Source organism: uncultured Reyranella sp. (assembly GCF_945957355.1).
Classification (GTDB): Bacteria; Pseudomonadota; Alphaproteobacteria; order Reyranellales; family Reyranellaceae; genus Reyranella.
This window is the reverse complement of record NZ_CAMFKM010000001.1, coordinates 1-23,364: the sequence shown is the minus strand read 5'-3', so window position 1 is coordinate 23,364 and position 23,364 is coordinate 1. Positions and strand designations below refer to the sequence as shown.

At 65.2% G+C, this 23,364-nt stretch carries 19 protein-coding genes; 12 read left to right on the top strand and 7 right to left on the bottom strand.

What is annotated here, in order from left to right; genetic code table 11:
• Nucleotides 1-347 precede the first annotated feature (347 nt).
• Nucleotides 348-1,562 (bottom strand): NnrS family protein, encoded by a 1,215-nt coding sequence (locus Q0Q48_RS00095; RefSeq protein WP_295132021.1) that lies wholly within the window; start codon nt 1,560-1,562, stop codon nt 348-350.
• 28 nt (nt 1,563-1,590) lie between these two features.
• Nucleotides 1,591-2,292: a cyclic nucleotide-binding domain-containing protein gene (locus Q0Q48_RS00090; RefSeq protein WP_295132018.1), complete on the bottom strand. Its 702-nt coding sequence runs from the start codon at nt 2,290-2,292 to the stop codon at nt 1,591-1,593.
• A gap of 291 nt (nt 2,293-2,583) precedes the next feature.
• Between Q0Q48_RS00090 and Q0Q48_RS00085 the strand changes: the two genes are divergently transcribed.
• The 10 genes from Q0Q48_RS00085 to Q0Q48_RS00040 are packed head-to-tail and all read left to right on the top strand — an operon-like array spanning nt 2,584 to nt 14,552.
• On the top strand, nt 2,584-5,286 hold the full coding sequence (locus Q0Q48_RS00085) for an MFS transporter (protein ID WP_295132013.1): 2,703 nt from the start codon (nt 2,584-2,586) through the stop codon (nt 5,284-5,286).
• A 12-nt stretch (nt 5,287-5,298) separates the two neighbouring features.
• A complete protein-coding gene (locus Q0Q48_RS00080; RefSeq protein ID WP_295132011.1) occupies nt 5,299-9,045 on the top strand; it encodes a nitrate reductase subunit alpha in 3,747 nt (1,248 codons plus the stop codon).
• Between the two features lie 14 nt (nt 9,046-9,059).
• Nucleotides 9,060-10,583 (top strand): nitrate reductase subunit beta, encoded by a 1,524-nt coding sequence (narH, locus tag Q0Q48_RS00075; protein ID WP_295132008.1) that lies wholly within the window; start codon nt 9,060-9,062, stop codon nt 10,581-10,583.
• Nucleotides 10,583-11,353 carry a nitrate reductase molybdenum cofactor assembly chaperone gene (gene narJ / locus Q0Q48_RS00070; RefSeq protein ID WP_295133725.1) on the top strand — a complete coding sequence of 257 codons (771 nt, stop codon included), beginning with the start codon at nt 10,583-10,585 and terminating at the stop codon, nt 11,351-11,353. The genes narH and narJ overlap by 1 nt, the downstream gene beginning before the upstream one ends.
• Nucleotides 11,350-12,078: a respiratory nitrate reductase subunit gamma gene (narI, locus tag Q0Q48_RS00065; protein ID WP_295132005.1), complete on the top strand. Its 729-nt coding sequence runs from the start codon at nt 11,350-11,352 to the stop codon at nt 12,076-12,078. Before narJ ends, narI begins: the two co-directional genes overlap by 4 nt.
• A gap of 5 nt (nt 12,079-12,083) precedes the next feature.
• On the top strand, nt 12,084-12,914 hold the full coding sequence (locus Q0Q48_RS00060) for a peptidylprolyl isomerase (protein ID WP_295132002.1): 831 nt from the start codon (nt 12,084-12,086) through the stop codon (nt 12,912-12,914).
• Between the two features lie 8 nt (nt 12,915-12,922).
• A complete protein-coding gene (locus tag Q0Q48_RS00055; RefSeq protein ID WP_295131999.1) occupies nt 12,923-13,252 on the top strand; it encodes a hypothetical protein in 330 nt (109 codons plus the stop codon).
• 2 nt (nt 13,253-13,254) lie between these two features.
• Complete coding sequence (locus Q0Q48_RS00050; protein ID WP_295131996.1) at nt 13,255-13,824, top strand: DUF2478 domain-containing protein; 570 nt, start codon at nt 13,255-13,257, stop codon at nt 13,822-13,824.
• Nucleotides 13,812-14,282 carry a hypothetical protein gene (locus Q0Q48_RS00045; protein ID WP_295131994.1) on the top strand — a complete coding sequence of 157 codons (471 nt, stop codon included), beginning with the start codon at nt 13,812-13,814 and terminating at the stop codon, nt 14,280-14,282. The genes Q0Q48_RS00050 and Q0Q48_RS00045 overlap by 13 nt, the downstream gene beginning before the upstream one ends.
• A 6-nt stretch (nt 14,283-14,288) precedes the next feature.
• Entirely contained in the window at nt 14,289-14,552 is a 264-nt protein-coding gene (locus Q0Q48_RS00040; RefSeq protein WP_295131991.1) for a hypothetical protein, read from the top strand.
• A 992-nt stretch (nt 14,553-15,544) separates the two neighbouring features.
• Here the strand turns inward: Q0Q48_RS00040 and Q0Q48_RS00035 are convergent.
• From Q0Q48_RS00035 to Q0Q48_RS00015, 5 genes are read right to left on the bottom strand one after another with little or no spacing between them, the layout of a single operon-like run.
• On the bottom strand, nt 15,545-16,078 hold the full coding sequence (locus Q0Q48_RS00035) for a GNAT family N-acetyltransferase (RefSeq protein WP_295131988.1): 534 nt from the start codon (nt 16,076-16,078) through the stop codon (nt 15,545-15,547).
• A 16-nt stretch (nt 16,079-16,094) separates the two neighbouring features.
• Entirely contained in the window at nt 16,095-16,640 is a 546-nt protein-coding gene (locus tag Q0Q48_RS00030) for a cytochrome b/b6 domain-containing protein (protein ID WP_295131985.1), read from the bottom strand.
• Complete coding sequence (locus tag Q0Q48_RS00025; protein WP_295131982.1) at nt 16,637-18,049, bottom strand: efflux transporter outer membrane subunit; 1,413 nt, start codon at nt 18,047-18,049, stop codon at nt 16,637-16,639. The genes Q0Q48_RS00030 and Q0Q48_RS00025 overlap by 4 nt, the downstream gene beginning before the upstream one ends.
• Complete coding sequence (locus Q0Q48_RS00020; RefSeq protein WP_295131979.1) at nt 18,046-21,135, bottom strand: multidrug efflux RND transporter permease subunit; 3,090 nt, start codon at nt 21,133-21,135, stop codon at nt 18,046-18,048. Before Q0Q48_RS00020 ends, Q0Q48_RS00025 begins: the two co-directional genes overlap by 4 nt.
• 4 nt (nt 21,136-21,139) lie before the next feature.
• The gene (locus Q0Q48_RS00015) at nt 21,140-22,249 is read right to left on the bottom strand and encodes an efflux RND transporter periplasmic adaptor subunit (protein ID WP_295131976.1); all 1,110 of its coding nucleotides are present in this window, start codon (nt 22,247-22,249) and stop codon (nt 21,140-21,142) included.
• 104 nt (nt 22,250-22,353) lie between these two features.
• On the opposite strand from Q0Q48_RS00015, the gene Q0Q48_RS00010 reads away from it, so the two are divergent.
• Nucleotides 22,354-23,031: a response regulator gene (locus Q0Q48_RS00010; RefSeq protein ID WP_295131973.1), complete on the top strand. Its 678-nt coding sequence runs from the start codon at nt 22,354-22,356 to the stop codon at nt 23,029-23,031.
• Nucleotides 23,028-23,364 (top strand): HAMP domain-containing protein (locus tag Q0Q48_RS00005; RefSeq protein WP_295131969.1); only part of this gene is annotated, 337 nt, incomplete at its 3' end. The genes Q0Q48_RS00010 and Q0Q48_RS00005, both read left to right, overlap by 4 nt.

Below are 23,364 nucleotides of genomic sequence, written 5' to 3'. Positions count from 1 at the left end.
CAACCTCAACATGCAGTCCACTGACCATCCGGCCGGTCAATCGGTGCGGGCAATCGCGACGCGTGACCCCGTGCTTTCGCCGGCCCGCGAATAGGAGAAGCGTAATGTCCGCGGCAGGCGGGCTGGCAGGTCAACAACGAGCGGGTCGAGCGGATCTGACGGCGCGAGGGGCTCAAGTTCCCCATAAGTAGCCCAAACGGGACCGCCTGCGGCTCAACGATAGTTCCTGCACCCGTCTGCGGGCGAAGCGGCCCACCCATGCCTGATCCTACGACTTCGTCGAGGCCCGAAGCCAGATCGTCGTGACGCGACAGCGAGGACCAAGAGGTGGGCTCCCATGGCCACCGTCATTTCGCCAGTCGCGGAATGAGATTTGATCTGATTTGGGGGGCGCGTGGAAGCCAGAAAATGGGGAAGTAGAGCACGGCAAAGCCGAGGAAGGCGGCCGCCCAGGCCATCGCCGCAACAGCGAGAAGCAGGCTGATATGGTTAGGTGCCATGATCGAGCCGAGGCGCGCGAGCGCGGCTATGAATGCGAAGGCGTAGACTGCCTGCAGGGCGGATGAGGCAACAAGCGGCCTTCCGGTGTGGCCTAGGCTCGCGCGACTCATGACAGCAAGTGTCATGATGCCGAAGGCGCCGGCCGTCCAGGCGTGGATGCCCGCACTTGGCGCCGTGATGCCGAAGGCGGAGAGGCCTGCAAGCAGGAAACCCAGTGGAACGAATGCGTAGCCAACATGCAGTACCAGGACAAGCCTGTCCGAGAAGCTGCGGTCACCGGCCCAGCGGCAGAGTCGGACGACATTGAGAGCGGCAGCGGAGACTAGGGTGACGCCGGTTGGTGCTTCTTCGGGCATGACGACCCATAGTGCGAGCGCCGCGCTGCTCAGGGTGATGCAGGCGATATCGAAACGTCCGAAGGGGACCGGGAGCCGGCCGGGTTCACGCCTGATCAGCCAGTTGCGCGTGAAGCTTGGAATGATGCGGCCGCCGATCACCATGATCAGAATGAGCACCGTCGCGATGCCGAGGCGGGATGAATAGAGCGCGATGCCCCCGAAATGCGCCTCTAGATGAAAGCCCAAATTCCCGGCTGCGAGCAGGGATAGAAGGGCGACTATCTTGAGATTTTTCCAGTTCTTGCCAGCCAAGATCTCGCGTGCCACCGCGGCCGCCATGAGGACCAGGAAAGCGCAGTCCACGACCGTCGCACCGAGCCAACCTATACTGGCGGACATGGTGATGGCGCCGCGGCCTGCAAGCCAGACCAGCACCAACCCTGCCAGCGGCAACCCCTGCAGCGGCAGCCGCCCGGTCCAATTGGGGATGGCCGTCAGCAGGAAGCCTGCGACGATGGCTGATACAGAGCCGAACAGCAATTCGTGGACATGCCAGTCACGCGGCGAGAGGGCCGTCGCGAACGACAATTCGCCGTAGAACATCGGCAGCCACGCCAGCACTTCGAAGCCTGCCCAGATCGACCCCAGGAGGAAGAAGGGGCGGAAGCCGTAGGAAAGTAGAGCGGGTCCAGCATAGGGCTTCAGTCGAGGGATCGCAGCCATGGTTGGTCCTTCTCAAGCGCATCCAATATCAGGCCCCTCCATCCGGGCCCTTCAAGGCGCGGGCGCCGGCGAATTCGCGCAGGCGTCCGGGATCGACGATCGTCACCTGGCGGCCTCCACCGCTGATGCCGAGAGGACGTAACGCGGCGAAGGCGCGCGATAGGCTCTGCGGTGTGATGCCTAGCCGGCCGGTAACGAGGCGCCGGCCTCCCGGCAGCGTTACCGTGACGGGGCCGGTCTCGCGTGGCGCCAAAGCGAGAAGGAAAGCCGAAAGCCGCTCTATTGCGGAAAGTAGCTTCAGATCCTTGATCTGCCCTATGAGTGTACGCCAGTAACCTGACAGTAGCAGCACCGCTCCGAAGGCTAAGCTGCCCGTGGCCCGCAACTGGGCACGGAACGCTGCAGCAGGCCACATCAGGATGCGCCCCTCTTCTAGAATTCGCGCGGTCAACAGGTAAGGCGCGTCGAGCACTACCGCCGGCACGATGAAGGCGTCGCCCGGCCCGAAGAATTCCACCAACGCCTCGTCGTGGCCAGCCGAGCCAAACAAGCCGACACGACCAGACAGAACTATATGGAGAAACTCCGCCTTCTCGCCCTGGTGACAGAGGGCCGCGCCGGCGGGAAGTGTCTGGACGAAGCAGGTAGTCAACATCGCCGCGAGATCGATCTCTCCCACCTGGGCGAACAATCTGGAGCGACGAATCAGCGGCAAATCGGTTGTACGCATGATGTGGTTGTGCCTCCTGCGCGCGACATCGTTGCGCTGCCAGATGGCAAGCGTCGTTGATCTGGCTCAATCCAGCGCAGGCTCAAGTGTTACCAAATGTTATCTATGTCTATTCGCAAAAGATAAAAAACAGCCCAAAAGAATCGATGCCGGCCTCCGGCTTGATTCAAATCAAGCAGTCTGTTGCTCCCCGCTCCGACCCTCGATCTGCGCTGTCGATGTGCGACGCGCAGGGGAGCATCAATGCAACGATCGGCGAGTGTTCAACAGGCCCCTCTAGAAGGGCGGGGCATGGCCCTCGGCATGAGCACCATCGCCTTCACGGTGTGCTTTGCCGTCTGGACGATCTTCTCGATCATCGGCGTACAGATAAAGAAGGATCTGGGCCTCAACGACACCCAGTTCGGCCTGTTGGTCGGCACTCCGATCCTGACGGGCGCGCTGATCCGGCTGCTCCTCGGGGTGTGGACGGACCAGTATGGCGGCCGCGTCGTCTTTACCGTCGTCATGCTGGCCGCGGCCGTCGCCACCTGGCTTCTCTCCTTTGCCTACGACTTTCAGACCTTTCTTCTGGCGGCGCTGGGCGTCGGCATCGCCGGCGGCTCTTTCGCGGTCGGCGTCGCCTACGTCTCGCGCTGGTACGAAAAGGAGCGGCAGGGGACCGCCCTCGGCATCTTCGGCGCGGGCAATGTCGGCGCCTCGGTAACCAAGTTCGTTGCGCCGTTCATAATGGTGGCCTACGGCTGGAAGACGGTCGCCGACATCTGGGCGGCCGCCTTGGTCGTCATGGCGATCCTGTTCTGGTTCACCACGAAGGACGATCCTCAACTCAAGGCGCGGCGCAGGAGCGGTGTCAAGCCCGAGTCGATGGCGGCGATGCTTGCACCCCTCAAGAACCTCCAGGTGTGGCGCTTCTCGCTCTACTACTTCTTTGTCTTCGGCGGATACGTTGCTCTGGCGCTGTGGCTGCCGCGCTACCTGATCGGTGTCTATGGTCTCACCATCACCACCGCCGGCATGATCGCCGCGGCCTACTCGGTGCCGGCGAGTCTGTTCCGGATCTACGGTGGCGTGCTGAGCGACAAGCATGGCGCGCGGCGCGTCATGTACTGGACCTTCGGCGTGTCAGTCGTGGCCTGCTTCGTTCTCGCCTATCCCCCGACCGAATATATCGTCAAGGGCATCCAGGGTCCGATCTCCTTCACCATGGAGATGGGGCTGCTGCCATTCACTGTTGCGATATTCGTGCTCGGCTTCTTCATGAGCCTGGGCAAGGCTGCCGTCTACAAGCACATCCCCGTCTATTATCCCAGCCATGTCGGTGCGGTCGGTGGTGTGGTCGGCCTGGTCGGCGGCCTCGGCGGTTTCATCCTGCCGATCCTCTTCGGTGTGATGAACGACCTGACCGGCGTGTGGACCAGCTGCTTCATGTTGCTGTTCCTGGTCGCTGCCGGCTCCCTTGCCTGGATGCATTTCGCGATCCGCGCCATGGAGCGGCAGGCGGTCGGTGAGGCACTCGACAGGCTGCCTCAGCTGCCCGAGATGCAGGAAATCCACCGTCCCGAGCATGTCGGCAAGCTGTCGGGCAAGACGCTTGAGGACTGGCGGCCGGAAGACAAGACCTTCTGGGAGCAGACCGGCCGGCGGATCGCGCGCCGCAATCTCGCGATTTCGATCCCAGCCCTGCTGTTGTCGTTCGCGGTCTGGATGGTGTGGTCGGTGGTCGTCGCCAAGCTGCCGGCGATCGGCTTCCAATACACGACCGACCAGCTGTTCTGGCTGGCGGCGCTGCCCGGCGTCTCCGGAGCGACGCTGCGAATCTTCTACTCCTTCACCGTGCCGATCTTCGGTGGGCGGCTGTGGACGACACTCGCGACCTGGTCGCTGATGATCCCGGCGATCGGCGTTGGCTATGCCGTGCAGAATCCGGCGACGCCCTACTGGATCTTCCTGGTCCTGGCGCTGCTCTGCGGGTTCGGCGGCGGCAACTTCGCCTCGTCGATGTCCAACATCTCGTTCTTCTTCCCCAAGGCGGAGAAGGGCAACGCCCTTGCCCTCAATGCCGGTCTCGGCAACCTGGGCGTCAGCGTCGTGCAGTTCATCGTTCCGGTCGTCATCACGACCGGCGTGTTCGGCTGGCTCGGGGGCGATGCCCAGGTCGCCCGGGAGGCGAGCGGCACGACCAGGCTCTGGCTGCAGAATGCCGGATTCATCTGGGCCCCGTTCATCGCCGCCTCGGCGTTCGCTGCTTGGTTCGGCATGAACGACATCGCGTCGGCCAGGGCCTCGTTCGCCGAGCAGTCGGTGATCTTCCAGCGCCGGCACAACTGGATCATGTGCTGGCTCTATACCGGCACCTTCGGTTCATTCATCGGTTACTCGGCGGGATTTCCGCTGCTCGCCAAGACGCAGTTCCCCGAGATCAACGCCCTTCAGTACGCCTTCCTCGGGCCACTGGTCGGCGCGCTGTCGCGCTCGCTGACCGGCTGGGTCGCCGATCGCTGGGGAGGTGGCCGCGTCACCTTCTGGGTGTTCGTCGTCATGGCGCTGGGAGCACTGGGGGTCGTGCACTTCCTCGGCGAGAAGAACTTCGCCGGGTTCTTCGCGATGTTCCTGCTGCTCTTCTTCGCGAGCGGCGTCGGCAATGCGTCGACCTTCCAGATGATCCCGGCGATCATGCGCAAGGACATGGAACGGCTGATGCCAAATGCATCCGCCGACACCCGGCGCATGCAGTCCGACAAGGAGTCGGCCGCCATCATCGGCTTCACGTCGGCGATCGCAGCCTATGGCGCCTTCTTCATTCCCAAGAGCTTCGGATCGTCGATCGCGATGACCGGCAGTGCGTCGGGTGCGCTCTACGGCTTCCTGGCCTTTTACCTCACTTGCATCTTCGCCACCTGGTTCTTCTACACCCGCCGGGGCGGCCTGCTGTTCGACGTCGAGCGCAAGGGCGCATCGATGTCCGCTCCCACTCCGAAACCCGCCCGCTGAAGGATACGGATAATGTCGCACTTCCTCGATCGCCTGACGTTCTTCAAGAAGGTCAGGGAGCCGTTCGCCGACGGTCACGGTATCACCACCGAAGAGAGCCGCAGTTGGGAGGATGCCTACAGAAAGCGCTGGCAGCACGACAAGATCGTGCGCTCGACGCACGGCGCCAACTGCACGGGCTCGTGCTCGTGGAAGATCTACGTCAAGGGCGGAATCGTCACCTGGGAGACGCAGCAGACCGATTATCCGCGCACCCGCCCCGAACTGCCTAACCATGAACCGCGCGGCTGCTCTCGCGGCGCCAGCTACAGCTGGTACCTCTATTCCGGCAACCGCGTGAAGTATCCACTGGCCCGCTCACGCCTGCTGCGGCTGTGGCGCGAGGCGCGCGCCACCCTGTCACCGGTCGCGGCCTGGGCGTCGATCGTCGAGAATCCCGAGAAACGCAAGGCCTACACCAGCAAGCGTGGACATGGTGGATTCGTGCGCGTCGGCTGGGACGAAGCGACCGAGATCGTCGCCGCGGCCAATGCCTATACAGCGAAGGCCCATGGGCCCGACCGGATCTTCGGCTTCTCGCCGATCCCGGCCATGTCGATGGTCTCCTACGCCGCGGGCTCGCGCTACCTGTCGCTGATCGGAGGCGTCTGCATGTCCTTCTACGACTGGTATTGCGACCTGCCGCCGGCCTCGCCGCAGACCTGGGGCGAGCAGACCGACGTGCCCGAGTCGGCCGACTGGTACAATGCGGGCTTCGTTATCCTCTGGGGCTCGAACGTACCGCAGACGCGCACGCCCGACGCCCACTTCTACACCGAGGCCCGCTACCGCGGCCTGAAGAGCGCCGTGATCTGTCCCGATTACTCGGAGGCGTCGAAGTTCGGCGACATCTGGCTGTCGGTTAAGCAGGGCACCGACTCGGCGCTGGCCATGGCGATGGGGCACGTGATCCTGAAGGAGTATCACGTCGACAGGCAGGCCAAGTACTTCCGCGACTATGTCCGGCAGTACACCGACATGCCGATGCTGGTGAAGCTCGCCAAGCGCGACGGAATGTACGTTCCCGATCGCTTCGTGCGCGCGTCCGACTTCGACACGTCGCTGGGCGAGTCCAACAATCCCGAATGGAAGACGGTCGCCTTCGATGAAGCGACAGGCGATGTCGTGGCGCCGCGCGGATCGATCGGCTTCCGCTGGGGCGAGAGCGGCAAGTGGAACCTGGAGAACAAGGAATCCACGGGCAGGGACGTGACCCCTCGGCTGTCGCTGGCCGACGTGCGGGATGAGGCGGTGGAGGTGGGATTTCCCTACTTCGGCAACATCAAGCATGAGCATTTCGCCTCGACGGATCATGCCGGCGTGCTCAAGCGGCGCGTTCCCGTGAAGTCGTTGAAGCTGGTCGAAGGCGACACGCTCGTTGCCTCGGTCCACGACCTGTTCGTCGCCAACTACGGCGTCGACGCGGGGCTGGGCGGGCCCAACGTCGCTCGTTCGCTCGACGACGACGTGCCCTACACGCCGGCCTGGGCGGAGAAGATCACCGGCGTCTCGCGCGACAAGATCATCCAGGTGGCGCGCGAGTTCGCGTCCAATGCCGAGAAGACCAATGGCCGGTCGATGATCATCATCGGCGCCGCGATGAACCACTGGTACCACGCCGACATGAACTATCGCGGCGTGATCAACATGCTGGCGATGTGCGGCTGCGTCGGGCAGTCCGGCGGCGGTTGGGCGCACTATGTCGGTCAGGAGAAGCTCCGGCCGCAGTCCGGCTGGTTGCCGCTCGCCTTCGCCCTCGACTGGGGGCGTCCGCCAAGACAGCAGAATTCGACGTCGGCGTTCTACGCGCACAGCGACCAATGGCGCTACGAGACGATCAACGTCGGCGACATCGTCTCGCCGACCGCGCCTCCGGGCCAATGGGACGGCGCGATCATCGATTACAACATCCGTGCGGAGCGCATGGGCTGGCTGCCGTCCGCGCCCCAGCTCGAGACCAACCCGCTGCAGGTGTCGCGCGATGCGGCAGCCGCCGGCATGGAGCCCAGGGATTACGTCGTGCAGAAGCTCAAGAGCGGCGAGCTGAAGCTCTCCTGCGAGGATCCCGACGATCCGAAGAACTGGCCTCGGAACATGTTCGTGTGGCGATCCAACCTGCTCGGATCCTCGGGCAAGGGACACGAATACTTCCTGAAGCACCTGCTGGGCACGACCCATGGCGTGATGGGCAAGGATCTGGGGCAGGAAGGCAAGGCCAGGCCGGCGGAGGCGGTGTGGCACGAGGAGGCCCCGCAAGGAAAGCTCGACCTGCTGGTCACGCTCGACTTCCGTATGTCTACGACCTGCGTCTACTCCGACATCGTCCTTCCCACGGCCACCTGGTACGAGAAGAACGATCTCAACACCTCGGACATGCACCCGTTCATCCACCCGCTGACCGCGGCGGTGGATCCAGTCTGGGAGGCACGCAGCGACTGGGAGATCTACAAGTCGATCGCCAAGGCGTTCTCGCGCGTGGCGCCCGAGGTTCTGGGCGTGGAGAAGGATGTCGTGCTGACGCCGATCATGCACGACAGTCCCGGGGAGATGGCGCAGCCGTTCGACGTCAAGGACTGGAAGCGGGGCGAGATCGAGCCGATCCCCGGCAAGACCATGCCGGCCATCACGGTCGTCGAACGCGACTATCCCAACGTCTACAAGCGCTTCACCTCGCTCGGGCCCCTCATGGACAAGCTGGGCAACGGCGTGAAGGGCATCGCCTGGCCGACCGGCCACGAGGTCGAGCTCCTCAAGCAGCTCAACGGCGTCGTCATGGCCGACGGCCCGACCAGGGGGCTGGCCCGTATCGAAAGCGACATCGATGCCGCCGAAACGCTGCTGATGCTGGCGCCCGAGACCAACGGCGAGGTTGCGGTCCGCTCATGGGCGGCGCTCTCGCGGACGACCGGCCTCGACCACACTCATCTGGCGCATCCCAAGGAGGATGAGAAGATCCGCTTCCGGGACGTCGTGGCCCAGCCGCGCAAGATCATCTCGGCACCGACCTGGTCGGGGCTGGAGAGCGAGAAGGTCTGCTACAACGCCGGTTACACCAACGTCCACGAACTGATCCCATGGCGCACGCTCACCGGGCGCCAGCAGCTCTACCAGGATCATCTCTGGATGCTGGCCTTCGGCGAGGGTCTGTGCGTCTACCGGCCGCCGCTCGATCTTCGGGCCGTGAAGCCGGTGATCGACATCCGACCGAACGGCGAGAAGCAGATCGTCCTGAACTTCATCACGCCGCATCAGAAGTGGGGGATCCACTCCACCTACACCGACAACCTGATGATGCTGACCCTCTCGCGCGGCGGGCCGATCGTCTGGTTGAGCGAGACCGACGCGGCCCGCGCGGGCATCGTCGACAATGACTGGGTCGAGGCTTTCAACGTGAACGGCGCCCTGGTCGCACGGGCCGTCGTCTCGCAGCGCATGAAGGAGGGCACGCTCTTCATGTATCACGCGCAGGAGAAGATCGTGAACGTGCCGGGGTCGGAAATGACCGGCAACCGCGGCGGCATCCACAACTCGGTCACGCGCGTGGTCATGAAGCCCACGCACATGATCGGCGGCTATGCCCAGCAGGCCTACGGCTTCAATTACTACGGCACGATCGGGACCAACCGCGACGAGTTCGTGGTGGTGCGCAAGCTCGGCAAGGTCGACTGGCTCGAACGCCCGCATAAGGACGCCGTTCCCGTCCTCAGCGCCGCCGAGTGAAGGGGAGAAGTATCATGAAGATTCGCGCTCAGATCGGGATGGTGCTGAACCTCGACAAGTGTATCGGGTGCCACACCTGTTCGGTCACCTGCAAGAACGTATGGACCAATCGCGAGGGCATGGAATACGCGTGGTTCAACAACGTCGAGACCAAGCCCGGCATCGGCTACCCGAGGGACTGGGAGAACCAGACGCGCTGGAAGGGCGGCTGGACGCGCAAGCGCAACGGCAGGATCCAGCCGCGGATCGGCTCCAAGTGGCGCATCCTCGCCAACATCTTCGCGAACCCCGACCTGCCGGAGATCGACGACTACTACGAGCCGTTCACCTTCGACTACGAACACCTGCAGAAGGCGCCCGAGCTGGAAGCCTTCCCGACCGCGCGGCCACGTTCGCTGATCAGCGGCAAGCGGATGGAGAAGATCGAATGGGGTCCCAACTGGGAAGAGATCCTGGGCGGCGAATTCGCCAAGCGCTCCGTCGACGCCAATTTCGAGGGCGTGCAGAAGGAGATGTACGGCCAGTTCGAAAACACCTTCATGATGTACCTGCCCCGGCTGTGCGAGCATTGCCTCAACCCGGCCTGTGTGGCGGCTTGCCCGTCGGGCGCCATCTACAAGCGGGAAGAGGACGGCATCGTCCTGATCGACCAGGACAAATGCCGCGGCTGGCGTATGTGCGTGTCCGGCTGCCCCTACAAGAAGATCTATTTCAACTGGTCGTCGGGCAAATCGGAGAAGTGCACCTTCTGTTATCCTCGCATCGAAGCGGGACAGCCGACGGTATGTTCCGAGACCTGCGTTGGTCGCATCCGCTACCTCGGCGTCATGCTCTATGACGCCGACCGCATCGAGCAGGCCGCCAGCGTTGCCGACGACAAGAAACTCTACGATGCCCAGATGGGCATCTTCCTGGATCCCAACGACGAGACGGTGATCGCCCAGGCGCGCCGTGATGGCGTGCCAGATGCCTGGCTGGAGGCCGCGCGCCGCTCGCCGGTGTGGAAGATGGCCATGGAATGGAAGGTCGCGTTCCCGCTGCATCCCGAGTACCGCACGCTGCCGATGGTCTGGTACGTGCCGCCGCTGTCGCCGATCCAGGCTGCGGCCGAGGCCGGCAAGATGGGCATCGACGGCGGCATGCCGGACGTGCGCTCCCTGCGCATCCCTCTGCGCTATCTCGCCAACCTGCTGACGGCAGGCGACGAGGGACCGGTAGCACGCGGCCTGGAGCGCATGCTCGCCATGCGCGCCTACATGCGCGCCAAGACCGTCGATGGCGTGATCGACGGTGCGGTCGCGGGACGCGTCGGGCTGAGCCCGGAGCAGATCGAGGAGATGTATCACATCATGGCGATCGCCAACTACGAGGACCGTTTCGTGATCCCGACGGCCCACCGCGAGACCGCCGAGGACGCCTACCAGCTTCGCGGTGCCTGCGGCTTCAGCTTCGGCAACGGCTGCTCGTCCGGCGACAGCGGCGGCAATTTGTTCTCCGGCGGAAAACTGCGCGCCAAGAATCCAATGGAGGTCGTGTGATGAAGACGCTCAGGGCCCTTGCCGCACTGCTTTCCTACCCGAGCGCCGACCTCATCGCGGCGGCCGATGAAATCCGCGGGGCCATCGACGGCGATGCCATCCTGCCATTGACGGTACGCACGGAGCTTCATCGATTGATCGATGACCTCGCAGGGGGCGATCTCTACGACCTGCAGGAGCGCTACGGCCTGCTGTTCGACCGTACGCGATCGCTGTCGCTGCATCTCTTCGAGCATGTCCACGGCGAGAGCCGCGACCGTGGCCAGGCCATGGTCGATCTGCTCAAGCTCTACGAAGAAAGCGGCTATACGCCGACCGCGACCGAGCTGCCCGACTTCCTGCCGCTGTTCCTGGAGTATGCGTCGACGCGCCCGCCGCAGGCGGCCATCGAACTGATCGGTCAGCCGGCCAACGTGATCGCGGCCCTCAGGGAGCGCCTGGCAAAGCGGAGTTCGTCTTACACTGCCGTAATGTCTGCGCTGCTGGCGATCTCGAAGGCCAGGCTCGATGTGAAGGCGCTGGCGGCACTGCGGGCAGAACCCGATCCCGAACCGGACGATCTCGAGGCATTGGATGCTGCCTGGGAAGAGGAGGAGGTGACCTTCGGCCCGGGGGCCGCCGACGCGAAGGGCGCATGCGGCGTCGAGGGGCTTTCGACCCGGTTGCGCGCGGCCATGCGGCCCGCCGACGGCGTCGCGCCGCCCCTCGTGCACGGAAGATCCGCCGGGCGTCACGCCACGGCACCCTCCAACCCGGGAGTCCGGTCATGAAGGACTACGTCTTCCATCTCCTGTTCGTCTGGTATCCCTACATCTGCCTGACGGTCTTCCTGCTCGGCAGCCTGGTCCGCTTCGACCGCGAGCAATACACCTGGCGCGCCAGCTCCAGCCAGATCCTGCGGAAGCGTCAGCTCACCTGGGGCTCCAATCTGTTCCATGCCGGCATCCTCTTCCTGCTGCTGGGGCATACGGTGGGTCTGCTGACGCCGACCTGGTTCTACACGCTCTTCATCACCGTCGAGCAGAAGCAGCTGATCGCCGTCGCCGCCGGTGGCATTGCGGGCGTCGTCTGCTTCGTCGGCCTCACCATGCTGCTGCACCGGCGCCTGTTCGATGTCCGTATTCGCGCCAACAGCTCGATGATGGACATCGCCATCCTGGCAATCCTGTGGCTCCAGCTCTGTCTCGGCCTCGCCACGCTGCCATTTTCCTTCGCGCATTCGGACGGGTCGGTGATGCTGATCCTGTCGCACTGGGCGCAGGGCATCGTGATCCTGCATCCGGTCGATGCCAGAACCCTGCAAGGTCTCGCCTGGCCCTACCTCACGCATCTCGTGCTGGGGATGACCCTGTTCCTGGTCTTCCCGTTCAGCCGGCTGGTCCACATCTGGTCGGCACCGGTCTGGTACCTCGGCCGTCGCGGCTATCAGGTCGTGCGCCGGCGGCGTCCCCTGTCCGCATCCGGTCGACCGGCCTCTCGTCAGCCGGCGGAGTGAGCACCATGAGCACGTCTCAGTCCACCGCAGCATCGGCCCCGGCCCGCCGTCGTTTCACCCGCCCCGTACCGGTCAGTGTCAACGGCGTGGTCATCCCGAGTGCGGCCATCGCCCGCGAAACCCAGCATCACGAGGCCTCCGATCCTGATCAGGCCTGGATGCTGGCGGCGCAGGCGTTGGCGATCCGGGAATTGCTGTCGCAGGAAGCCGAAAGACTCTCGATCGTGGCCGAGCCGGCCGACGATGGAGAAGGCCGGCGGGAGACACCGCAGGAGGCGCGCCTGCGTGAGCTGGTGGAGCGCGAAGTGAAGGTACCGCGCGCCGACGACGCAGCCTGCCGGCGCTACTACCAGGCCAATCTCGGCCGCTTCCGCTCCGCCGACCTTTGCGAGGTCGCGCACATCCTGATTGCAAAGGGGCCGCAGGCGCACGAGCTGGCGGTGCGCCTCATTGCCGAGTTGCAACAGCGGCCGGAGCGCTTCGCTGACACCGCAGCCGTCCACTCGGTATGCCCCTCGGGCAAGCAGGGTGGCAACCTCGGCCAGATCGGTCCGGGCCAGACCGTGCCGGAGTTCGAGGCCGCACTGCGCGGGCTGGAAGCCGGCGGGGTTCATCCCGAGCCGATCGAGAGTCGCTATGGCCTGCACATCGTACGCCTCGACCGCCGCATCGAGGGCCGCCAGATGCCCTTCGAACTCGTGCGCGAGCGCATCGCCGACTATCTGGAGGAGGCGGTTCATCGCCGCGCGCTGCGCCAGTACGTAACCATCCTGGCGGGCCGCGCGCAGCTCACCGGCGTCGACTTCGGCGCCGCTGCCGGCCCTCTCGTCCAATAGGGTGCGCCATGATGCTTCTGGGACAGGTCCTCGACCGACTGGGCGACGAGGGCATCGCCGCCGAGACCCTGCTGGGCCTCGACGACCTGCCGCTGATGGTCGAGGTCGAGGCCACTGGTGCCAGGTTCGGTGAAAGCTCGCCGATCTACGCCAGCAATGCCGTAGGCCGCTTCGCCGCTTTCGCCTCGGATGAGGATTGGCTGGCGCTGATGACGGCGCTGGAACGCGCGTCCGATCCGGCTGCGGCCTGCCTGCGCCAGATGCTGCTCTGGTCGCTGCGCCAGGACAGCCATGCGGGCTGCGATGCCGGTCACGAATGCTGCAATCACAGGAGCTGATCATGTCGTCCCCTCTCATCGCTGCCCTGATCTATGCCGACGGCGTCTATCCCGAGCGTGTGATCGCCCATGTCGTCGAGGGCCTGCGGGGTCGTGGCATCGTGCTCGCGGGCGCCTTGCAGCGAACGCCCGAAGACATGGCCGATCGCCATCCCTGCGATCTGCTGATCGAGGACCTCGCCACGGGCGAGATAACGGCCATCGCCGAACACCGCGGCAAGCAAGCGCGTGGCTGCCGTCTCGATGTCGGCCTGCTGACCGAACTCGCCGAGGCCGTGCTGGCTAGCCTGCGCAGTGAGGAGCCGCGCCTGCTGGTCATCAACAAGTTCGGCAAGATCGAGGCCGACGGTGGCGGACTGCGCCAGGCCGTAGCCGAGGCAGTCGAACTCGGCATCCCCGTTCTGGTCGGCGTGCCAGCGCGCAATCTGGATCGTTGGCGCGCTTTTGCCGGGGCTCTTGCCGTCGAATTGCCGGTGGACGAAGTCGCGGTCGCGCGCTGGCTGGCGAGTCACGGGCTCGACGCCGGGGCAGGTGAACGATCGGGCGAACTGGCCAAGTCATGGACGATGTAACCCTGGCCCGCGCCTTCCACGTGCTTGCCATCGTTCATTGGATTGGCGGCATGGCTTTCATGACGCTGGTCGTTCTGCCGGCGGCGCGTGACACCGCCGACCCGCGCGAGGGCCTCGCCCTTTTCGAATCGGTCGAGGGACGCTTCTCCCCGCAGGTCCGCCTGTCCGTGCCCCTGGCGGGGCTCAGCGGCTTCTACATGGCCGAGCGCCTGGATGCCTGGCCGCGCTTCCTCGATCCGGCACAGTGGTGGCTCGGCGCCATGGTGCTGCTGTGGCTGTTGTTCATGACCGTCCTGTTCGTTGTCGAGCCCGCCATCGGGCCTCGCCTGCTCGAGGCGGGCCACTCCGACCCGGAAGGTCTCCTAAGGCGCGTCGCGCGAGTGCATTGGCTGCTGCTCGGGGCGAGCGCTGTCGTTGCCGGGGGCGCCGTCCTGGGTGCGCATGGATTGCTGGGATGAAGTGCGATGTGGCGTGCTCTGCCTCTGGCGACATTGCTTCTGATCACGGCCTGCGCCGGCGAGCCGCCCGCATCGCCGGAACGGCTTGCCGAATGCAACGGGCTGTTCGCCCTGTGGGCGCGCTATGAGCAACACTGGACGTTTCACCATACCGGCCAGCGAGCGCGTGCCGAACTGGCGCTCGATGACTGTCAGCACGGCCGCTACGAGGAGGGCATCGCCGAGTTGAAGCGCCTCTTGCGACGCGGCGGCTTTGCTCTCGCGGACTAGTGAAACAATCTGGCCTGCCTCGCTCGGCTTTTCCAGGAAAGCAATGGCACCGGCTGCCAGTGCCTGCTGTCACACGACAGTGACGGGCTTCCCCATCATGGCTATGGCCGGCACCCTCAGCCCTTGCACGCGCAGACACTGCAGATGCGCCACCACGTCCATTCCCGGCAGGTCGACATCGATCATCACGCGGTCATCATCGGTGAGGCGGCGATGGTCAAGGAAGTCCCGAGGGCCGCCGAAACTACGGGAGGGGGCGCCCCGCGTAACCGCGGTCGCCTCCTCTGAACATGATCCATGTCTTTCGCAGGAGGTGGCCCGTGTTCCGGGGCGATTTTGCCAGGGCCAAGTCGATGAGTCTCAGCGCCTCTGGATAGTCACCTGACGCCGCTGCAGCATGCGCCGCACTGGCTAGTGCATCCTCGTTGGACTCGTCCATGCTCAGGGCGCGAAGAAACGCCTGATACGCTTGTCGGAACTGTCGGGGATCGCCGCCGGCGAGCACTGCCTGTTCCAAGTGGTTTTCACCCAGCAGGCTGCAGCCGGATGCAGACTGCATGTCCAGGCGACAGGCTTCGGCTGCGACGGCGAGCGCGTCCGCCAGAAGACCTTTGGCCTGCAATATTCGCCCCCAGTGATGGAGGCCCAATGGATGCCGCGGCCTTTTCGCCAGGCCACGCAACACGTGATGCTCGGCTGCGGCCAACCTCGTCGAGGGCGAAAAGCTCTCGGCGCGTCTAGAGGAACTCGGGCGCCAGGCCCTCCCTCAAGACTCGGCGACGCTGCCCCGTCCGCCGAAGCGGACGCGTCAAGCCGCTTGAAAGAGAGCCTCAGACCCAAAGCCTGCATGGCGGAGTTTACCGCTATGTTCCCATCGAATGCCCCATGTACATGATGCGCGCGCGTCGTTCTGATAACTCCGACCGTTATTTCGGTCGGCTCTACAAGATCCTCATTGAGCGCGTCATGCGACGACTTACGGAAACCAGGCCTCAAAGAATGGGTACTCGCATCTCTTTTTCGAAGCGAAACATCTCATCACCGATGCCATCATCGCTGTAAGCGTGATGTGGGTCGGAATGCCGCTCGTTGAAGAACTCGACGGCCTTAAATCCGCAGACGTTTATGTAGAAGTGAATGTTGCGCTTCTCGAAATAGGGTGTTTGGGTTTCCCATAGCAGGGTCTCAGGGAACATTGCCTCGATCGCCATCCATGCCTTGCGACCCAGGCCACGGCCATGATGGCCGACGACAATGTAGAACAAGTCCAGCCTGTTGTGGTGCGTTCGCTCGTCGATCACCACCACGGCGCCACCCACCCTCTGCCCGCCCTGCACGATTTCTAAAGTGAGCGCGCCGGGGGCCGCGATGGCGGCGTCGAGGTCGCCATCGGACGGGATCGGGCCATTATCGAGCACGCCGGGTTCATCGGCCACCGCCAGAGAGAAGGCGGTTTGGAGTGCGCGTTTGAAGTCGGACAGAGCCTCTGGTTCGGCGCGGATCAGGGTAAGGGGGCGATCAGTCATGTTGGGGTCCAGGCCTTTACAAAATGCGGTGCAGCACGTCTGTGCCGGGCGTGCGATCGAGGAAACAGTGTTTCAGCACACCGAGCACATGCGCGGCGATCAGCGTGAGCAGCAGATACGCGAGCGTCGCATGAAGCCTGGCGAAGACCGCGAAGGCCGCGTCGTTCTTCGGCAGCAATTCGGGCAGGTGGCCGACGAAGAACGGCACGCCGTCGCTCTGTGCGAAAGAACTCGACATGGCATAGCCCATTAGCGGCACGACGATTGCCAGCCCCTGCATGGCGCGCTGCACCCATATTGAGAGCAGGACCTCCCACTGCGCCAGCGCCGCGGGATTTCCCGGTACGCAGCTGCGCAGACGGCAGACGATGGCCGTGACGCCGACCAGAAAGGCGAGCACGCCGAACTCCTTGTGGACGGGATACATCCACTCGAACTCGGCGGAGGTGCCATCGGGCAGCGTCGTCATTGTCCATCCCAGCGCGGTCAGGCCCAGGATCAGGCCCGCGCGGATCCAGTGCAGCAGCCGCGTCGGCCACGAATAGCGAACGGGCGTGGTCATGATGGTGTCTCCGTCATCGTGTCGCCGCCCAGCGCGCGGTAGAGGGCGATGGCGCTGGTCAATTCATCGCGGCGCGCCGTCAGCAGCGCCTGCCGGGCGGCATAGGCGGAGCGTTGCGCGTCGAGCAATTCGAGACGGCTCGCCATTCCCGCCTGATAGGACATTCGCGCGAGGACGACACGCCGCTCGGCCTGCTCGGCAACCACCTTTTGCTCGGTCAACTGGCTGGCGAAGGTCGCGCGGGCGGCAAGGCCATCGGCGACCTCGCGAAACGCGGTCTGAATGCTCTTCTCATAGGTGGCGACCGCGATCGACGTGCGCAGCCGGGCCAGATCGAGGTTACCGCGCAACTCGCCACCGCGGAAGATCGGGAGCGTGATCGCGGGCGTGTACGACCAACTCTGGTTAGCGGCGTTAAACAGCCCGCCCAGGGCGAGGCTTGCGACGCCGAACATCCCGGTCAGCGACAGGCGCGGCAGGAACGCCGCGCGCGCCGCGCCGATGTCGGCATTGGCGGCGTGCAGTTCATGTTCGGCCTGCGCGATGTCGGGGCGCCGCAGCAACAGGTCCGATGGTGTGCCAGCGGCCAACGCGGTGCGGATCGGCTGCTGCATCAACGCGATCGGGGGCGGCAGGTCGGCGGGCAGCGACGCACCGACCGTCAGCGTCAGCGCGTGGGTTGCCAGCATCCTTTCACGCCGGCGTTGGACAAGGTCCGCCTGCGCCTGCCGCGTCAGTCCCTCGGCTTGCGCCAGATCGACGCCGCTTGCCTGGCCCGCATCGTGCAGCCGCCGTGCGATGGCGAGTGAAGCCTGCCAGTCGGCCAACGTCACCTCTGTCAGCCGCAGCTGCTCATCCGCCAGCCGCTCCGCCAGATAGGCATCGGCCACCGCGCCGATCACCGCGAGCCGCACCGCGCGCTGCCCCTCGCGCGAAGCGAGATAGCGCTCGGTCGCGGCGGCATTCTGCGCGCGCAAGCGGCCGAACAGGTCGATCTCGAACGAGGTCAACGCTGCCTGCGCCGTGAACTGGCCGAAGGTGACGGCAGATGACGCGACATTACCCAGGCCGACGCCCGCGTCTGCAACGCTGCTGGGCTGCTGCTGACCACTGTAGCTGCCGTCGAGGTTGACGTTCGGCAATCCTTGCGCGCGCGTCACGCGGATCTGCGCGCGCGCCGTCTCGGCATTGAGCGCGGCGATGCGCAGGTCGCGGTTGTCCCTCAGCGCAAGGTCGATGAGCGTTTGCAGGCGTGGATCGCCGAACATGCCGCGCCATGCGGGGACCGCCTCTCCGTCGAGCGCGAGCGGATAGGCGGAGGCGACCGGCGCCTCTGGGAGTGTCTGCTTCGGCGTCATCGTGCATGCCGTGGTCGCCAGCAGCAGCGTGAGGGCAAGTTCACGCGTCATCGTTTCTCCTTCCGGCCACGCCGTTCGGCAAGCCCGACCACGACGACGAAGAACACCGGCACGAACAGCACCGCTAGAATGGTTCCCGTCACCATGCCCCCGAACACGCCGGTGCCGATCGCCGCCTGCGTTTCCGCGCTCGCGCCGCGCGCCAGCAGCAGCGGCATGACACCCAGCGTGAAGGCAAGGCTGGTCATTACGATCGGACGCAGCCGGACCTTCGCCGCGGCCAGGGCGGCATCGACAAGTCCCATCCCATCTTCGCGATAGCGCTTGGCAAACTCGACGATCAGGATCGCATTCTTCGCGCTGAGGCCGATGATCGTGATCAGGCCGACTCGAAAGAAAATGTCGTTCGACATGCCTCGCAGCATCACCGCCGCGACCGCTCCGATCAGCCCGAGTGGTACGACCAGCATTACCGCCGCCGGGATCGACCAGCTTTCGTATAGCGCCGCCAGCACCAGGAAGACGACCAACATCGACAGCGCCAGTAGCAGGGGGGCCTGCGCGCCCGCGTCGCGTTCCTGCAACGACGCGCCGGTCCATTCGATCGCGAAGCCGCGCGGCAGTTTTGCTGCGATCTGCTCCATCGCCTTCATCGCGTCGCCGCTCGACACGCCGGACGCGGGTGATCCGGTGATGCTGATCGACGGATAGCCGTTGTAATTGGACAATTGCAGCGGCCCGTGCTGCCACACCGGCGTCACCAGTTCGGCCAGCGCGACCGTCCCGCCGCTGGCATTGCGGACGCGCAGCGCCAGCACATCGGTCAGGTTCATTCGGTGCACCGCATCCGCCTGCACGATCACCTGCAGCAACCGCCCCTCGTTCGGGAAATCGTTAACATAGCTGCTGCCGAGCGACGTCCCGATCATATCGGTGATTGCGGTGAAAGACGCACCCATCGCGCGCGCCTTGGCGCGGTCGATGTCGAGCCGGACGTTGGTCCCGCCGGGCAGTCCGTCGGCATAGACGCCGGACAGCTTGTCACTCTTAGCGGCATGGTCCAGCAACAGGTCGCGCGCGACGCCCAGGGCCTCACGCCCCTTGCCCGCGCGGTCCTCCAGTCGCAGCGTGAAGCCCGACGAGGTGCCCAGCTCCTCGATCGCGGGCGGCATCATGTTCATGACCCGGCCTTCGTGGATTTCCTTCGCCATCGCCGCATCGGCGGCCGCGATCTCGGCACGCACGTCGGTGCCGGGTTTCAGGATGGTGTAGATCGTTGCCGCATTGGCCCCTGAACCGGAGAAGCCGAAGCCGAGGATCGATTGCGTCGTCTGGACACCGGGGCGCATCGCGGCAAAGCGCTCGAATGCGGTCACGGCCTCCAGCGTGCGCGTGGCGGTGGCGTCGGCGGGCAGCTGGAAACTGGTCATGTAGTAGCCCTGATCTTCTTCGGGTAGGAACGAGGACGGCAGGTTGACGAAGCCGATGGCGAGCAGCCCGACGATCAGCACGAACACCGCCATCACCCACCCGCTGCGCCGGAGCAACGTCGCCACCCACGACTGGTAGCGCGCCGCCGTCGCCTCGCACCAGCGGTCGAAGGCGCAGAAGACATGGTTCTTCCGCGTCGTCGTCTCTAGCGGCTTCAGCAAGGTCGCGCACAGGGCAGGCGTCAGGGTCAGCGCGAGGAAGGCTGAGAACAGGGTCGACACCGCCATCGCCATCGCAAACTGGCGATAGATCGCGCCCATCGATCCCGGCGCCAGCGCCATGGGGATAAACACGGCGGACAGAACCAGCGTGATGCCGATGATTGCGGGCGTGATCTCGCGCATCGCGCGGACGGTGGCGTCGCGCGGCGATAGATGCTCGTCGTGCATCGACCGCTCGACATTCTCGACGACGACGATCGCGTCATCGACGATGATGCCAATGGCCAGCACCATGCCGAACATCGTCAGCACGTTGATCGAATAGCCCGCCAGCAGCATCACCACGATCGTGCCGAGCAGCGCGATCGGCGCGACGATCGCGGGGATCAGCGTGTAGCGAATGCTCTGGAGGAACATGTACATCACCAGGAAGACGAGGATCATCGCCTCGACCAGCGTTTGCACCACCTTCTCTATCGAGATTCGCACGAACGGCGCGGTGTCCAATGGCACCGACCAGCTGACGCCTTGGGGAAAGGCATGCGCCAGCTCGACCATGCGCGCATTCACCGCCTTCGACACCGCGACCGCATTCGCACGGGGCGACAGCTGGATCGCGACGGAGGCGGCGACCTTGCCATTTTCGCGCGTCGCGGTGCCGAAGCTCTGCCGTCCCAATTCGATTCGCGCGACCCTGTCGAGCGTCACCGACGATCCGTCCGTCTTCGCCTTCAGGACGATGCCCGCGAAATCCTCGGGTGTCTTCAGCTGGCCCTCGGCGGTCAGCGGCACGGTCACGCGCTGTCCGGCCGTCGTCGGCTCGGCCCCCAGCGCGCCGGGGGCGATCTGAATGTTCTGCTCGCCGATCGCGGCGGTCACGTTGCTGGCGGTCAGGCCATAGCCGGCAAGCTTCGGGGGATCGATCCAGATCCGCATCGCGCGCTCGGCGGAGAAATTCTGCACCCGCCCGATGCCCGGCACCCGCTTCAGTTCGTCGACGATGCGGCGGGTCATGTAATCGGCCAGCGTCACCTCGTCATGACGCCCGTCGTCGGACATTAGGCTCACGATCATCAGGAAACCTGACGAGGCGGATTCGACCGTGATTCCGGTTTGGCGCACGGCCTGCGGTAGGCGGGCCTCGATCGCCTTCAGCCGGTTTTGCACATCGACTTGCGCCATCTCGACATTGGTGCCGGGGCGGAAGGTGGCGGTGACGGTGGCGCTGCCTGAAGTGTCGGTGCTGCTGTCGAAATAGAGGAGGTTCTTCACCCCCGACATCTCGCGCTCAATCAGCGAGACGACGCTGTCGTTCAACGTCTGCGGTGTCGCGCCGGGATAGGTAGCGATCACGCTGACACTGGGCGGCGCGACGCTGGGGAAACGCGCGACCGGAATCTGCGGCAGCGCGATGGCTCCCAGCAGCACGATCACGATCGCGATGACCCAAGCGAAGACCGGACGGTCGATGAAGAAGCACGCCATCGGGTCAGCGCCTGCGCCACGGGAGCGACTTGACCGGCGTGCCCGCCTGTACCCGATCCTGCCCCTCGACGATCACGCGTTCCCCCGCGCGCAGACCGGATAGGATCAGGTAGCGGCCATCCACGACCTCTCCAACCGTGACGGGACGAACGTCGACCCGGTCCTCTTGGTCCACGACGCTGACCTGCGCCACACCGTTTGCATTGCGTGTCACCGCCTGTTGCGGAACGCTGAGCGCGGCGGGCATCACGGCACGCGGCAGGCGGGCGCGGACGAACATTCCCGGCAGCAGGCGCTCGTCCGGATTATCGACTGCGACGCGCACCAGAATGTCGCCGGTGCCCGGATCGACCGCGATGCCGGCAAAGAGCACATGGCCCTTCACCGGATGGACCTGCCCGCCGGTGGTGAGGATATCGACCGACACGTCAGTTCGCCCCAGCGACCGCAGCACCGCGAAATGATCGGCTGGCTGACGCAGGTCGACATAGACGCGATCGATCTGCTGCACCATCGCCAGCGGTTTGGCGTCGCCCGCCGTGACCAGCGCACCCTCCGTGACGTTCGCCGCGCCGATCCGCCCCGCGATGGGGGCGGTCACGAGCGAGAAGCCGACGTCAAGCTGTCGCCGCCGCAGCGTCGCGCTCGCCTGCTCCACCTCCGCCGCGGCTTGTGCGCGCGCAGCCACGGCGTCGTCATAACTCTGGCGGCTGATCGCATCCGCCGCGACCAGCGGCTTCAACCGCTCCGCCTGTACCTGCGCGCGTATCAGGGCCGCGCTGGCCTTTTGCAGCGTGGCGCGTGCGGCATCCGCGTCAGCGCGGTACGGTGCGGGGCTGATCTGGAACAGCGGCTGGCCGTCGCGGACCAGGGCGCCCTGCTCGAACAGCTGCTGCTGCACGATACCGCCGACCTGCGCGCGGATCTCGGCGGTACGCCACGCGACGACGCGGCCGGGCAGTTCGTCTGCGACCGTCATCGGCGCGGGCGTGACCGTGACGGTCAGCACCTCGATCTGGGCCGGCTTGGCGGCAGGTCGCTCGGCGATGCATCCTGCCAGCAATGGGGCGAGGAGCAGAGGAGCGAGCGACAGATGAAGAGGGGTGGCGATCATGACGACGCCCTTCGCTCCCTTGCATTGCGTCCCCGTCGAGATTGTGTGGAGACTGTGGGGAGGCGCACTAGTCGTCACCACGGCATCGCTGCTATCCCATGGTCATGAATCCGCTCGCCCTGATCGCCGAGGATGACAAGGACATCGCCGATATCCTGCGCGCCTATCTGGAGCGCGAAGGCTTTCGTACCGTCCAGGCCAGCAACGGACGTACCGCACTCGACGTGCACTTGGCGCTACGACCCGATATCCTCCTGCTCGACATCACCATGCCGGTGGTCGACGGATGGGAGGTGTTGTCCGAGGTGCGGCGGCGCGGTGGCACGCCGGTGATCGTCATCACCGCGCTCGACCAGGATCTAGACAAGCTTCTGGCGCTGCGCGTCGGCGCCGACGATTATGTCATCAAGCCCTTCAACCCGGTCGAAGTCGTCGCGCGGGCCAAGGCGGTGCTGCGCCGCGCTGCCGGGCTGGGCGTCAGCGGCGTGCAGCGTATCGGCGCGGTCGAGATCGATACCACCAGTCACATCGTCCGCGTAGAAGACCGCGAGGTTGCCCTGACGCTAACCGAATTCCGACTGCTCGCGCACATGGCGCGCAACCCGACGCAGGTCTTCACGCGCGGCGATCTGGTCGACGCTTGCATGCCCGGATCGGACGCGCTTGACCGCACCGTGGACAGCCATGTCAGCAAGCTGCGCCGCAAGCTGCATCAAGCTGGCGCGCCCGACATGCCTGAGGGCGTACGCGGCGTCGGTTACCGGCTGACGTCACGCGCATGAAGAATGCGATCAGCCTGACCCGGCAATTATGGGCGGCGATGGCGGCACTGTCGGTGATGACGATCACCGTCAGCACTGCCGCCTTCTACATCATCTACGCGGTACTGGAACGCTGGCGGATCGTCGCGCCGATGCCCACGGAGATGGAGGACACGACCGGGCTGGACGTCGGCATCACGCTGGGCGTCTGCGTGCTGGGGCTGCTTCTGGCGCTGGGCGTCGCGGCATGGGTGGCACGGCGGATCGTCCGCCCGCTCGCCGCGGTGGGCGCGGCGGCGCGGCGGATCGCCGGGGGCGATCTCGCCACCCGTGCCGACACTGTGCCGGAGGCGC

Coding starts and splice junctions, on each gene's coding strand:
- Q0Q48_RS00055 (WP_295131999.1), top strand. CDS start 12,923: ATGATGCTTCTGGGACAGGTCCTCGACCGACTGGGCGACGAGGGCATC.
- Q0Q48_RS00025 (WP_295131982.1), bottom strand. CDS start 18,049: ATGACGCGTGAACTTGCCCTCACGCTGCTGCTGGCGACCACGGCATGC.
- narH (WP_295132008.1), top strand. CDS start 9,060: ATGAAGATTCGCGCTCAGATCGGGATGGTGCTGAACCTCGACAAGTGT.
- narI (WP_295132005.1), top strand. CDS start 11,350: ATGAAGGACTACGTCTTCCATCTCCTGTTCGTCTGGTATCCCTACATC.
- Q0Q48_RS00015 (WP_295131976.1), bottom strand. CDS start 22,249: ATGATCGCCACCCCTCTTCATCTGTCGCTCGCTCCTCTGCTCCTCGCC.
- Q0Q48_RS00045 (WP_295131994.1), top strand. CDS start 13,812: ATGGACGATGTAACCCTGGCCCGCGCCTTCCACGTGCTTGCCATCGTT.
- Q0Q48_RS00010 (WP_295131973.1), top strand. CDS start 22,354: ATGAATCCGCTCGCCCTGATCGCCGAGGATGACAAGGACATCGCCGAT.
- Q0Q48_RS00085 (WP_295132013.1), top strand. CDS start 2,584: ATGGCCCTCGGCATGAGCACCATCGCCTTCACGGTGTGCTTTGCCGTC.
- Q0Q48_RS00030 (WP_295131985.1), bottom strand. CDS start 16,640: ATGACCACGCCCGTTCGCTATTCGTGGCCGACGCGGCTGCTGCACTGG.
- Q0Q48_RS00020 (WP_295131979.1), bottom strand. CDS start 21,135: ATGGCGTGCTTCTTCATCGACCGTCCGGTCTTCGCTTGGGTCATCGCG.
- Q0Q48_RS00080 (WP_295132011.1), top strand. CDS start 5,299: ATGTCGCACTTCCTCGATCGCCTGACGTTCTTCAAGAAGGTCAGGGAG.
- Q0Q48_RS00050 (WP_295131996.1), top strand. CDS start 13,255: ATGTCGTCCCCTCTCATCGCTGCCCTGATCTATGCCGACGGCGTCTAT.
- narJ (WP_295133725.1), top strand. CDS start 10,583: ATGAAGACGCTCAGGGCCCTTGCCGCACTGCTTTCCTACCCGAGCGCC.
- Q0Q48_RS00060 (WP_295132002.1), top strand. CDS start 12,084: ATGAGCACGTCTCAGTCCACCGCAGCATCGGCCCCGGCCCGCCGTCGT.
- Q0Q48_RS00035 (WP_295131988.1), bottom strand. CDS start 16,078: ATGACTGATCGCCCCCTTACCCTGATCCGCGCCGAACCAGAGGCTCTG.
- Q0Q48_RS00090 (WP_295132018.1), bottom strand. CDS start 2,292: ATGCGTACAACCGATTTGCCGCTGATTCGTCGCTCCAGATTGTTCGCC.
- Q0Q48_RS00040 (WP_295131991.1), top strand. CDS start 14,289: ATGTGGCGTGCTCTGCCTCTGGCGACATTGCTTCTGATCACGGCCTGC.
- Q0Q48_RS00095 (WP_295132021.1), bottom strand. CDS start 1,562: ATGGCTGCGATCCCTCGACTGAAGCCCTATGCTGGACCCGCTCTACTT.